The sequence below is a fragment of the Desulfobotulus alkaliphilus genome (assembly GCF_007830435.1).
GTDB lineage: Bacteria > Desulfobacterota > Desulfobacteria > Desulfobacterales > ASO4-4 > Desulfobotulus > Desulfobotulus alkaliphilus.
This window is the reverse complement of the sequence record NZ_VLLC01000001.1, coordinates 318,174-331,521: the sequence shown is the minus strand read 5'-3', so window position 1 is coordinate 331,521 and position 13,348 is coordinate 318,174. Positions and strand designations below refer to the sequence as shown.

Sequence of the window (13,348 nt, the reverse complement as noted above, 5' to 3'; positions counted from 1 at the left end):
AGGGTAGTAATCAGATAATTTAAAGCGGCTGGAAGCCGCTTCTACTTAAAAACGTAATTATTCAGCACAGTTTATTCCAAACTCACAATGCTGTAAATGCAGCAGCTTCGTACTGCTGCAAGGCTCCGTGGCTATTTGCAAGTGACATTGCAATCGTTTCGGATCAGAGCTTTGCAGGCCTGTGCGAAAGAAGCGGCAAACTGTCTGAGCCGCCACAAAGGCAGCGTGCTTAGGCCTGTTATGGTAATTAAAAAGCTTATCCTGCCTGTGGCGGGGAGTTTTTGCCGCTTCCGCACAGGGCAAGAAGCTCCCGAATAAGATTGCGTCACAGGCAAATAGCCTGGGGCCTGTGCCTCTGTCTTGCATGCAAGGTACTTGGAAAACTGTGCTGAACAGTTGCAAAGATTCTTTCATTCCGCCGCATCCTGATTTATGATATCTTTTTTATCTGTATATAATGGTGCAACCTTACATTTTACGGGGCAGGGGCATGATGTTTTCCATACTCAGGCAGCATTTCACCAGAGGGCTAACCCGGCGGATTGTACTGATTACAACGGGCTGTCTTTTTATAAGCATTCTTCTTCTTACCCTTCTCATTTCAAGGCTGCTTTTTGTGGAAGCCGAAGGCACCGTGGTGGGGCATCAGCAGGAGCTGGTGGATATGCTGGTGAAAAGGATGGAAAATGAGCTGGAGGCCAGGAGCCAGACCCTTCAGGGCTTTGCCCGCTTCATCCATGACGGGGAAAAGCTTTTGGAAGTTGAAAAAATTGAAAAGCTTCTTTCCACAAGGGTCCGGCTGCTGGAATATTTCAGCGGCGGTATTCTGGTGGCCGATGAAGGGGCCGTAGCCATAGCAGAAACCATTTTTGTGCCGGGCCGCATTGGCACGGCCTACCCGGACAGGCCCCATGTGATTACGGCAAGTAAAACTAAGGAGGTTGTTTTCACAAGGCCCTATATGGGCAGGGCCACAGGGGTTCCCTTAAGTACCATCACCGTTCCCGTACTTTCCAACGCAGGCCGTGTCATCGGCTTTCTTTTCGGCAATACCCTTCTGGCAGAGGACAATCTATTTAAGGAAATCAGTGAGGAAACCCTTGGGCATCAGGGGCATGTTTTTGTCATTGACCCTTTGTTGGGCATGGTGGTGACGGCTTCGGACTTCAGCCTTGCCATGCAGCCTGTGTCCGAAAAGGATTTTCCTACGGTGCTGGATGCGGTGCTTTCCGGCAGTTCTTCGGGGAGGGCAAGGGATCTTCAGGGAAAAGAGGTGATATACAGCTCCGCTGTCCTTGAAAAAATGGGCTGGGAGGTGATCCATGTGCTGCCCGCTGCCATGGTAAGGGGGGCGGGAGTACCTTTAATCATTAAAATTTCATTGTTCATTGTCTGCCTTATGGCAGCCACTTCCCTTGTCATTGTTTTTCTTTTGCGGCGGGAGCTTTTTTCTTTTCAGGAGCTGGCCGAAACCATCAACGCCATGGCCACGGGAAAAATCCCTGCCCAGCGTTTAGAATCTCTTTCCGTCAATGAAATCGAAAAAATCTGCCGTGCCTTCAACCGCCTCCATGAAATGCGGGAAGATCAGGAAAAGGTTCTCCGGGAAGAAAGGGATTTTCTGAAAAATCAGTTTCTCCAGTCTTCCGATGGCATTGTGCTTCTGGACAGGGATAATCTCACCATCATGGAGGCCAATCCGAGGCTTTCGGAAATACTGGGCTTCGGTCTTCAGGATCTTGAAGGCCAGTCCCTTCTGGCGCTTCTGGATACGGACGGGGAGGCGCTGAAAGCAGCCTTTTCCGGTATTACGGAAAAACCGGACCGCAGGTCAAGGGAGTACACCCTCATCCATGCCGAAGGCCACAGCATTCATACCATGGTCAGCGCAACGCTGGTGCATAAGGGGCCGGATACCTGCATCATGGCCAATGTCAGGGATATTACGGAGCTGAAGCAGACCATAAGGATAAAAAATGAGTTTGTTTCCACGGTGAGCCACGAGCTGCGAACCCCCCTTACGGCCATTAGCGGTGCTCTGGGGCTGATCACCGGCGGTGCCCTTGGGGAGGTGCCGGAAAAGGCCAGAGGAATGCTTACCATCGCCAGCAACAACTGCCGCAGGCTTTCCATGCTGATCAATGATCTTTTAGATATGGAAAAGCTCAGCACCGATAAAATGCGTTTTGATTTTCAGATTCAGGACATCGCGCCGCTGGTGAAGCGGGCCGTGCAGGAAAATCAGGTCTATGGGGAAAAATATAAGGTGGTTTATGTCCTGGAGGAGCCCCTGCCTTCGCTGAAGGCCAATGTGGATGCCCAGCGTTTCATGCAGGTGCTGACCAACCTTTTATCCAATGCGGCCAAGTTTTCTCCGGAAGAGGGCAGGGTTTATGTTCGTATGCATTGTCTTGATGATGCACGGGTACGCATCGGCGTGCAGGATCAGGGACCGGGGATACCGGAGGATTTCAGAACCCGCATCTTTGAAAAATTTACCCAGTCCGATGCAACGGATAAGCGCAGCAAGGATGGCACGGGCCTAGGCCTTGCCATCACCAGAGCCCTTGTGGAAAAAATGGGGGGCTGCATTGATTTTGTCTCTGAAGAGGGCAAAGGAAGCTTTTTTTATTTTGATCTGCCCCTTGGCCATGGCAAAGATATTCCCATGGATTGTGTACTGGCAGATTTTCCCCATCCCTCATCCCTTAAAGCCTTTTTTCCTGATTCAGAAGGGTTTGCAGCGGGAGCCTGCCCTTTAGCGCCGCAGATTCTTTTGGTGGAAGATGATCCGGATACGGCACTTATGTTGCAAGCCCTGCTGATCCACGGCGGCTACGGAGTGGATGTGGCAGAAGACCTTGCCGGGGCTTTAAATAAAATAGAAAGTAAAAACTATGGGGCCATTTGCCTTGACCTGATTCTGCCCGATGGCAACGGGGTGGATCTCATAAAAAATCTCCGCTCCCGTCCGGAAACAAAGGATCTGCCCATCATTGTGGTTTCCGCTTCCGTTGAGGAAGGACGCCTTGCCGTCCGGGGGGCCTTCAATGCCATTGACTGGCTGGAAAAACCTGTGGCCTCTTCCCGCCTGCTGGAAGCCGTCAAACGCATGCTTAAAAAATCCGGGAATATAAAACCCGCCATACTCCATGTGGAAGATGATGAGGATGTAGGGGAAATTCTTGCTGCCATTGGTGGGGATTTCGCCCGTTTTGACCGTGCAGGAAGTCTTGGGGAGGCTTTCTTAAAACTGGATGCGTGCCGCTATGACCTTGTGATTCTGGATATCGGTCTTCCCGATGGCTCCGGCTGGGAGCTTTTGCCTGTTATACACGGCCTGATGCCTCCTCCGCCGGTTTTGGTGCTTTCTTCCTCGGAGCTGAGCCATGGGGATATGTCCCGGGTGCATGGGGCCCTTACCAAGGGAAAGGTTGCCAATGATATGATCCTTGAAACCCTGAAAAATATTCTGGCTTCGGGGGAGGCGAACCATGAAAAGTGAGGGGCTTTCCCTTAGGGCAACCTTTATGGCACCCATTCTTTTTCTGACCTTCCTTGCCGTGGCCGGATCCTGGCCCCTGTATCATTTTACGGCATCCAAAAGTATTCAGGTCGCCGTCAACAGCCTCCAGACAGAAATATCTTTAAGAATTGCAGACCATCTGGAACATCTGCTGGATCATCCCCAAAGAATTAATGAAGCCAATGCCCGTTTCATGGCAAAGGGGATTCTGAACCCGGAGGATCAGCAAACACTGGAGACTCATTTTCTGGGGCAGATCCGGGAAAATCCCGAGGTCAGCAGCATTTATTTTGGCAATACCAGAGGTGGTCTTGCCAACGCTGGCAGGGAACATGCAAGTGATGACCTCTATTTTATATCCACCGATAATTTTAAGGCAGGATATTTTTCTAAGGTTGCCGTCACAGAAGGGGATCAACGGGGGAAGAAGCTTTTGCACCTTCCCGGATTCGACAGCCGGGTGCGGCCCTGGTACATCAGGGCGCTGGAAAAGGAAAGGCCCGTATGGAGTGACATCTATTTTCTTTTTAATACGGATAAAATGGCCATTTCCGCCAGCAGGCCCGTATGGGATGAGAGGGGAGAGCTGCTGGGGGTGATGGCGGTGGATATATTTCTTTTTCATATCCATGAATTTTTAAAAAATATGAAAATTGCCGAAAACGGCCATGCCTTTATCATGGAAAAAACAGGATATATGGTGGCAAGCTCCCACCATGAAAAGGACTGTATACTGGATGGAGGCGGGGCCGTTGCAAGGGCTTCCGCCTTTAAGAGTTCCTGTGCCATCACCCGCAGTGTGGCAGAGGCTTTTCTGTCAAAAAATAAAGAGGGGCATGTCAGCTACGATTTTCAAAAAGCTGAAGTGCGGGTGGGCAGTGAAACATATCTGGTTTCCCTCACCCCCCTTCAGGATGCTTCGGGGATCGACTGGCTGATCTTTGTGGTGATTCCGGAAAAGGATTTCATGGGAGAGATCCGTGAATCCAGACAAAAGACCCTTCTTTTCCTCTGTTTAATTCTTTTTTCTGCCTTTGTCTCGGCCCTTATCATCATAGAACGGGTGGCCAGCCCCATTCTTCAGCTCCATACGGCAGCCCAGCGCCTTGCCGTGGGTCTGGAGCCCAAAGCCATATCCTTTCGCAGAACACCCAAAGAAATCCGGGAACTCATGGTGACCTTTCTCCATATGGATACCTCCCTTCGCCGTTATATGAAGGATCTTGGCCGTGAAGCCCGGGAAAGAAAAGAGGCGGCAAGCATCCAGAAGCAGAATGCACGCCACCTGCAGGCCATTTTAGATAATGTCATGGACGGTATTATTACCATAGATCCCTTGGGTACCGTGGATTCTTTCAATCATGCGGCCAGCAGGATTTTTGGCTATGAAAGCTTTGAGGTGCTGGGAAAAAATATCCGTATGCTCATGCCTGAACCCTACCACAGTGAACATGACGGCTACCTTGCCCGTTACAGGGATACGGGAATTCCAAGGGTTATCGGCATTGGCCGGGAGGTTTCCGGAAGGCGGAAAAACGGGGAGGTTTTTCCCCTGGAGCTTGCCGTATCCCGGCTGGAAAGGGAAAGTCATCCCCTTTTTATTGGCATTGTGCGGGATATCACCGAAAGAAAACGTGTGGAAAACATGAAGGATGCCTTTGTATCCACGGTCAGCCATGAGCTGCGCACCCCCCTGACTTCCATACGGGGCGGTCTTGGCCTTGTCACAGGGGGCGCACTGGGACCTGTGCCTGAAAAAATGCAGCACCTTTTAAAAATTGCTTACAGAAATACGGATCGTTTAACAATTATCATCAATGATCTTCTGGACATGGAAAAGCTCATTGCCGGAGAAATGCATTTTGATATGAAGGTGCAGCCCCTTCTTCCCCTTGTGATGAAATCCATGGAGGAAAATCAGGCCTATGCAGACAATTACGGGGTAGACTTTGTTCTGGAATCCCTTGTGGAAGAAGGCCTTTTTGTGCGGACAGACGCCCTTCGCTGCCAGCAGGTGCTGGCCAATCTCCTTTCCAATGCGGCCAAATTTTCTCCGCAAGGGGCTTTTGTAAAGGTGGGCATCGCTTTGCTAGGGGAAAGGGTGCGTGTTTCTGTAGAAGATCAGGGGCCGGGTATCCCCGAAGATTTTAAGGATAAGATTTTTGAAAAATTCTCCCAGGCCGATGGAACGGACCAGAGGCAGAAGGGGGGGACGGGCCTTGGCCTTGCCATCAGTCGTGAAATCATGGCACATATGGGGGGCGAAATTGGTTTTTTCTCCGAAGAGGGAAAGGGAGCCACCTTTTATTTTTATCTGCCGGTGGCAAAGGAATCAGGGGAGGATCTGTGAGTACACTGCAACGCATTGCCTATGTGGAAGATGAAACGGATATTCAGGAAGTGGCTAAAATGGCCCTTGAGCTGGTGGGCGGTTTTTCCGTGGCTGTTTTTTCCTCGGGTCAGGAGGCCGTTGAAAAAATGGCGGCCTTTGCCCCCCAGCTGATTCTTCTGGATGTGATGATGCCCGGTCTGGACGGACCTGCGACACTTAAGCTCTTGCGGGAGCAGGAGAGTTTAAAGGATGTTCCTGCCATTTTCATGACGGCCAAGGTCCAGACCCATGAGGTGAGCCGGTATAAAGAGCTGGGGGCTGTCAGTGTTATTGCCAAGCCCTTTGACCCCATGACCCTTGCGGATCAGTTGAAAGGAATCTGGGAGACTCTGCCATGACAGAAAATGAAGATCAAAGGCTTTTTGAAAGCCAGATGGAACTTCTGCGGGAGGGGTATCGGGAAAAGCTCGGGCAGCAGATGGATAAGATGACGGGCCTCCTTGAAAATCTTGAAAAAAGTCTGGACCCTCTGCCAGCTCTGGAAACCCTCGGCCATGAGCTGCATAAAATTGCAGGTGGAGCCGGTATTTTTGGTATGCCGGAGCTGGGAAAGAAGGCCAGAACCCTTGAAATTCAGATGAAGGGCATCCGGGAACGTGCGGCTTTGGGACAGGAAGTGCCCGTTTCCGAACTGCGGACGGCCATCGGGGCGCTGCATGTGCCGGAATCTTTGCCGGACCCCGAGGCCCCTCTGACTTCCCCCCTGCCTGAAAGGTCTTCGGGGAAGGCCGGTGCTGGGGATGTGGAAGAACCGGGGCTTCTCATCATTGATCCGGACGACAAAAGGGGGCGGGAGCTTGTGCTCGCCCTGCGTTATTTCGGATATATCCCGAAGCATTGTGCAAAACTTTCTTCAGCGGCAGCCCTTTTTCCCCAGAGGCCACCCCACGCCATTCTCCTTTCCCTTTCCGCCAGTGAAAATTTTTTTTCGGTCACTGCACTGGCAGAAGAAATCAGGGAGGTTTTTCCACAACCACCGCCCCTTATGGTACTTTCGGATAGTCTGGATTTTTCCACCCGCCTTGCCGTGGCCAGAGCCGGAGGACAGGGGTTTTTCATCCGGCCTCTGGATGTACCCAAGGTGGTGGACCGGCTGGAACAGCTCATCGGTAGAAGGGAAATGGCACCCTACCGTGTGCTGATTGTGGATGATGAACCCATGGTGGCGGAACATTTCTGCCTTGTGCTTCAGGCGGCAGGCATGGAGGTTCAAAGGGAAGAGGATGCGGCAAGGGTGCTGGATATGCTTTCCACCTTCAGGCCGGAGCTGATTCTCATGGATGTGCACATGGAAGGCTGTTCCGGGACCGAGCTTGCCGGAATCATCCGCATGGAAGAGGAGTGGGTGGGGATTCCCATTCTTTATCTTTCCGCAGAAAGCAAGATGGAGGAACAGATCCGGGCCTTAAACAGCGGCGGTGATGATTTTCTCACCAAGCCCGTGGATGATGCCTACCTTGTGGCATCGGTCTCGGCCCATGTGTCCCGTGCCCGCCGCCTTGCGGAACTCATGGCAAAGGACAGTCTCACAGGTCTTTTAAAGCATATCCGCATCAAGGAGGCCCTGGAAGTGGAAATGAGCCGCAGCAACCGGGACGGCTCCACCCTCTGCGTGGTCATGCTGGATCTGGATCATTTTAAAAGGGTAAACGATACCTGGGGACACGCTACCGGAGACCGGGTCATCAAGGCCCTTGCCCATCTGCTTACACGGCGGCTGAGGCGCAGTGACAGTATTGGCCGTTACGGCGGCGAAGAGTTCATGGCCGTTCTTCCCGGATGCACCCCGGAAAAGGCCGAAATACTCATGGAAGAAATTCGGAAAAATTTAAAAACCATTGAGTTCCATGCAAAGGAAGAGGTTTTTAACGTAACCTGCAGCATCGGCATTGCCTGCTCTTCTCTGGGCAGTTCACCGGAAGAGGTGCTGCAGGCTGCGGATCAGGCCCTTTACAGGGCCAAGGAAGAAGGCAGGGACAGAATCTGTATCCGCTGAAAAAGGCTTTTGCCATCAAAAACAGAATCATGCAGGAGGATACAGCATGGAACCACTCCCGCCGCCAGAAGCCTTTAACAGTGAAGGAAATCTGCGTTCCGTGGGGGTTGAGATAGAATTTTCAGGTCTCCCCGCTCCGGAGGCTGCGGATATCGTACAAGCCCTTTTTTACGGGGAGAAGGTTGCCTTTGGTCCCCACAGATTTGAAATACAAAATACGCAGTGGGGAACCTTTGGTATAGAACTTGATACCCAGTATGCCCATCCCAAAGATCAAAATCTGCATCCTGAAAATAAAATACAAGAAAAAAAGAGTTTGCAATATTTCCACTGGGAACTTGAAAAAAAGGCCAGGGAGTTCATTGGGGATATGGCAATGGCTGTTGTTCCCATGGAGATTGTCTGCCCGCCCCTGCCCTGGGATCAGCTGAATCTTCTGGATTCCCTGATGGCGGCCCTTCAGAGAGCCGGAGCCAAAGGAACGGAAGGGAGTATTTTTTATGCCTTTGGTCTCCATCTGAATCCGGAACTTTCTGATTTTTCAGTTCACACAATACTTTCCCATTTACGGGCCTATATTCTGCTTTCAAAATGGCTTCGGAAAGATATAGGGATAGATATAACCCGTGAAATTCTGCCCCATACCCAATCCTTTCCCCAAGACTACGCATTTAAGATTTTAGATGCGGGGTATTGTCCGGATCTTGATGCACTTATAATGGACTATTTAGAGTATAATCCCACAAGGAACCGTGAGCTTGATTTATTTCCTCTGTTTGCTTTTTTAAGGCCAGGGTTTCCGCATGAAATTTTTTCCGATGCGTTGATCCGGCCCAGGCCGACCTTCCATTACCGCCTTCCCAATGCCAGTTTTATCAATGCGGATGCCGCCATTGTCAAGGAATGGAACCGCTGGCTGCTTGTGGAAAAACTGGCCTCGGACAAAGAGCGTCTGGGCAGAACGGCAAAGGAGTATCTGGATCAGGGTAGGGCTTCTGTTGTCGATCACTGGCTGGAAAATCTGAGGATGTGGATGAAGGAGCTTTAAAAAAAGACGGTTTTTTTTCATGGGGGCGGAGATGATTTTTTGTGGGGCAGAAAATGAAGAAAAGGAGTGGGTGTTTGCATGAAAAAGCCCCTGATCGGTATTACAACTTCTGATTATAAAAGCCATACAGCCTGGTTGTTTGACTGGTTTGCGGTATGGCGGCATGGGGGAATTCCCCTGCGACTGTCTCCGGAACGTCCTTTCCCTGATCACCTGGATGGTCTGATTATCGGCGGCGGTGATGATATAGAAGCCTGTCTTTACGGTGGTGAAGTGCTGCCTGATGTCCGTATTGATCCCCTAAGGGATAAGCTGGAGATGAAGCTGCTGGCATCTTTTATTCCAGAGGCTTGCCCTGTTCTGGGAATCTGCAGGGGGGCTCAGTTGATTAATATTTTTTTTGGCGGCACCCTTTATCAGGATATCTATACGGAAAATAAGGCAGTAAAAAATCAAAGAACGGTATTACCCCGGAAACATGTGGATATCAGACCGCATACAAGGCTGCATCGTCTGCTGAAGGTTGACTGGTGCCGGGTGAACAGCCTCCACCATCAGGCTGTGAAGAACACAGGCAAGGGTATCAGAGTGACCGCCATGGACAGATACGGCCTTGTGCAGGCCATCGAGTCCGTGGAACATGATTTTTTGCTGGGGGTTCAGTGGCATCCGGAATGGCTTGTTTTGAACCGCCCACAGCAGCGTTTGATCCGTTCCCTTGTTCATGCCGCTGGTAAAAGGATAAAAAAACAGTAATTGTTCAGCACAATTTATTCAGAAATTCCACTATGTAATTTTAGCAGCTTCTTACCATTGCAAGACACCCTGACTGTTTGCAAGTGACGTTGCAATCGTTTTGCGTCACGGGCAAACAGCTTGGGTGCCTGTGCATCTGCCTGACAGGTATGGTACTTATAAAATTGTGCTGAACAATTACAAAAAAATCAAAGTCCGGATGAGCAGATATCTTTATATTCTTAAGGAGAAAGGGCCTCAAGCTCCCTTACCACCTCATCCATTTCATCCTCTTCAAAGGCCCTGTCCAGGGCCTCAAAGCCCTTTCTGGCCCTTTCCTTAGAAATACTCTGCTGCAGGCGGTTGATTCTTTCTGTCTGATATTCCAGCAGGGCTTTTTTGGGGAGAATGGCCGCCCCGAACACCCTTGCCCGTCGGACCTGCCGCAGGAATCCGGCGTCCCTTTCGTCTTCCTGGGTGATACGGTCTATGCGGATGTGGCCTTTGACAAAAAGGTGCAGATCCCTGTCATGGCGGAACTGATGAACCAGCTCCTTTTCCGCAGGATCACTTAAGTGTCTGAAGTTTTTATAAACCACATTGTCCACAATTTCCTGAATCCGTTCTTCCATCTTTAGGGAAAGATCCCCTTGCAGGGGCTCCAGCATTTCAAGGCCGCCATCCCTGTAGGCAAAGGCATAAAGGTAGCCGGGATTTTTTTCCTCATAATACCAGGCAGGGGCTCCTTCAATCTGAATGCGGTCCCCTGCCATCAGGGCCTGTTCAAAGAGAAAACCTGCAAATACGGAAACCAGTTTGATGGCAATGGCTTCAAGCATGGGATTTTCCTTTCTCCGGGAAAAAATTTCTTAACAAGGGGAGCTTCCAGTGGGATTTTCAGGCGTAGATTTTCCTTAAGGATAAAGGAATTTTCTGTCATTGACAACCCGGATGACGGGGCCGTCAACCGGATCTCAGGAAGGGATCAGAAATGGACATGAAAGAAGATGGGGCAGAATGATTCTTGAGCCTGTCAAAGGGTCCCAAAAACCTTTTCCATTCAGCGGGAAGGACTTTTGGAAGGGACTGGATGTCCACACAGCACATGCGGATGAACTGGCAGAAGTATCAGAAAAGGAGATGGGTGGGTGATGGCACAGATGGCCCCATGAAAGAGGTTTTAATTCGCCTGCTTCCCTTGATCGGTGCGGAGATATTGTCTGAAGAATGAGCCTGTGGCTATACCTTCCCCTCTGCAGGCAGGTTTTCCTTTAAGGGTCTGACAGCCATGATAAAAATCGATTTTCTGGCATGAATCCTGAAAACGGGAAATAATCAGACATGGAAAAACGAAAGATCATTAAAAAGTTTTAGGCTGCCCTAAGGGCCGTATCCCCCCGGCGGCCGGGAAGCTTATTTTGGATTTTAGTGCTTGTTGTTTATTTTTTTCTTTTGTTTTTAATGTTTTATTCTTTTTATAGACAGTGTTTTATATCTTTTTATACGGGTGCAGCCCGTCACTTTTTTCAGGTGCGGGTTCCCTTGTTTTTATTGATTTTCTGATAAAAAGGGGCGCATAAACAAGGATTTGTCTGTCCATAAAAGGGTAAATAAAAGAAAATCGAAGTAAAAACGTGAAAATCAGAGAAAAGGAATTTTTTGATTTCTTCGGGACAGAAGGAATCCTCTTAAAATTCTTATAAAAAGAAGCTGATTTTTGAAAAGACTGTGATTTTGAGGAGATTGGCTTGTTTCTCAAGAAAAAGTCTTTAAATTAAAAGTCTTATATTTTTGGTTCTGATCCGCTGAAAAAGCCTGCAGTACTCCTGAGCCGGGTTTGACGGAAAAGGGCAGGTGCACTATTTACATTCTGACTTTTCAAGGACCACAGCCCAATTTTCGGAATGCAGGTTTTTTTTAAGGCTGTCGGCTGCTGTATTCATATTTTACATTCAGGCCTTTGGATTTCTTGTTTTTATGACATCTGTCCCCTGAAACATGCAGGAGACGGACAAGGAATTCTTTGTTCAAAAAATTTTGTTTTTAGTTTCAAAAACGGGAAAGCAGGAATAGCTTTTTATGGATGCGACTCTCTGGGATACCATCAAATCGTGTATTAAAAACCATGTGCCGGCACACAGTTACCGCATGTGGATAGAGCCCATCGGCCTTGGTGGCTGTCAGGACAACCAGGTGGAGCTGACCTGTGCCAATGCATTTTCCCAGAAGCGGATACAGGAACACTACGGCAGCCTTATCCGCAGTGAAATAGAAAAGCAGACGGGCAGACCCCTTGATATCCGTTTTGCCGTTTCAGAAAAAAAATCCACCCCTGCCCCCGCTGCACGGATAAGGACTGCAAGACCTGCTGTGTCGCCCATGGAAAGACAGATGGAGCTGCCCCAGGTAGCCACCCGCCTGCTCAGTGGCCGGATGCTCAGGAAGGATTACACCTTTGATCGTTTTGTGGTGGGCCAGAACAGCGATTTTGCCTATTCCGCAGCCCTCTCCCTTGCTGCAAAAAAAGGGGGAACCCTTAAAACCCTGTTTCTTTCATCCCATACGGGTATGGGTAAAAGCCATCTTTCCCAGGCGGTGGGGCACCATATTCTGCATAAATCACCGGGGGAGCGCATCTATTATGTGACGGCCGAGGATTTTACCAATGAGATGGTGGGGGCCCTGCGTTCAGGGGGCATGGATATTTTCAAGGAAAAGTACAGAACCCAGTGCGATGTTCTTCTCATGGAAGATGTCCATTTCCTTACGGGCAAGGACAGAACCCAACAGGAACTGGCCATGACCCTGGATTATCTTTTTGAGGCAGACAAAAAAATTATCTTTTCAGGTGCTGCCCTGCCTGCGGATATTCCCAAGCTCAATGATCAGCTCCGCTCAAGGCTTTCTTCGGGCCTTGTTTCTCCCATTGAAAAGCCGGATTTTCAGACAAGGCTCAGGATTTTAAAATCAAGGTGCCGTGAGAATTCCGTGGACATGCCCATGCGGGTGATGGAGTTTCTGGCGGGGGAGCTGGAAGACAATGTGCGCCAGTTAGAGTCCGGTCTCATCGGTGTGACGGCAAAACATTCCCTTCTGGGGACACCCATTGACCTTGAGCTGGCTGAAAGTGTAGTTAAAAATATTGTCTGCCGCAAACGCCAGATAACCGTGGAAGGCATCAAACTTCTGGTATGTAAAGAGTTCGGGGTCTCCCCCGAAGACATCATTTCCAAATCCCGTAAACAGAATCTTGTGCGCAGCCGTCAGATGGGTATCTACCTTTGCCGCAAGTATACGGATCAGTCCATACAGGCCATAGGCCGCAGCTTTAACCGCTACCATGCCACGGCCATCCATGCCATCAATGCCGTGGAAAAGGGGATACGGGAAAAAACAGCCGTGGGAAGGCAGTGCGAGGTGCTGCAGAAAAAAATTGAATCCGGCGATCTCTAGGGTTTATTTTTTTTATAAAGCAGGGTAACTGTTCAGCACAGTTTATTTTGAACTGTCAATGCTGTAATTACAGCAGCTTCGTAGTGTTGCAAGGCTCCGTGGCTATTTGCAAGTGACATTGCAATCGTTTCGGATCAGAGCTTTGCAGGCCTGTGCGAAAGAAGCGGCAAACTGTCTGAGCCGCCACAAAGGCAGCGT

General features: G+C 49.8%; 8 protein-coding genes. 7 read left to right on the top strand and 1 reads right to left on the bottom strand.

The window, feature by feature from the left end; all coding sequences use genetic code 11:
• The first annotated feature begins 490 nt into the window (after positions 1 to 490).
• The 6 genes from LZ24_RS01500 (at position 491) to LZ24_RS01475 (ending at position 9,718) form a co-directional block, all read left to right on the top strand.
• Positions 491 to 3,505 carry an ATP-binding protein gene (locus LZ24_RS01500; RefSeq protein WP_186442861.1) on the top strand — a complete coding sequence of 1,005 codons (3,015 nt, stop codon included), beginning with the start codon at positions 491 to 493 and terminating at the stop codon, positions 3,503 to 3,505.
• Positions 3,495 to 5,876, top strand: coding sequence for a PAS domain S-box protein (locus LZ24_RS01495; RefSeq protein ID WP_144681586.1), 2,382 nt, complete (start codon positions 3,495 to 3,497; stop codon positions 5,874 to 5,876). The genes LZ24_RS01500 and LZ24_RS01495 overlap by 11 nt, the downstream gene beginning before the upstream one ends.
• Complete coding sequence (locus LZ24_RS01490; RefSeq protein WP_144681584.1) at positions 5,873 to 6,256, top strand: response regulator; 384 nt, start codon at positions 5,873 to 5,875, stop codon at positions 6,254 to 6,256. The genes LZ24_RS01495 and LZ24_RS01490 overlap by 4 nt, the downstream gene beginning before the upstream one ends.
• Positions 6,253 to 7,914: a diguanylate cyclase gene (locus tag LZ24_RS01485; protein WP_144681582.1), complete on the top strand. Its 1,662-nt coding sequence runs from the start codon at positions 6,253 to 6,255 to the stop codon at positions 7,912 to 7,914. Before LZ24_RS01490 ends, LZ24_RS01485 begins: the two co-directional genes overlap by 4 nt.
• Positions 7,915 to 7,960: 46 nt before the next feature.
• Complete coding sequence (locus tag LZ24_RS01480; RefSeq protein ID WP_144681579.1) at positions 7,961 to 8,962, top strand: amidoligase family protein; 1,002 nt, start codon at positions 7,961 to 7,963, stop codon at positions 8,960 to 8,962.
• A gap of 78 nt (positions 8,963 to 9,040) precedes the next feature.
• The gene (locus LZ24_RS01475; RefSeq protein WP_144681577.1) at positions 9,041 to 9,718 is read left to right on the top strand and encodes a gamma-glutamyl-gamma-aminobutyrate hydrolase family protein; all 678 of its coding nucleotides are present in this window, start codon (positions 9,041 to 9,043) and stop codon (positions 9,716 to 9,718) included.
• Between the two features lie 221 nt (positions 9,719 to 9,939).
• On the opposite strand, the gene LZ24_RS01470 is transcribed toward LZ24_RS01475, so the two are convergent.
• Positions 9,940 to 10,536, bottom strand: a complete 597-nt coding sequence (locus LZ24_RS01470) for a hypothetical protein (protein WP_144681576.1) — start codon at positions 10,534 to 10,536, stop codon at positions 9,940 to 9,942.
• A gap of 1,240 nt (positions 10,537 to 11,776) precedes the next feature.
• On the opposite strand from LZ24_RS01470, the gene dnaA reads away from it, so the two are divergent.
• The gene (dnaA, locus tag LZ24_RS01460; RefSeq protein WP_144681574.1) at positions 11,777 to 13,150 is read left to right on the top strand and encodes a chromosomal replication initiator protein DnaA; all 1,374 of its coding nucleotides are present in this window, start codon (positions 11,777 to 11,779) and stop codon (positions 13,148 to 13,150) included.
• The last annotated feature ends 198 nt before the right edge of the window (positions 13,151 to 13,348 follow it).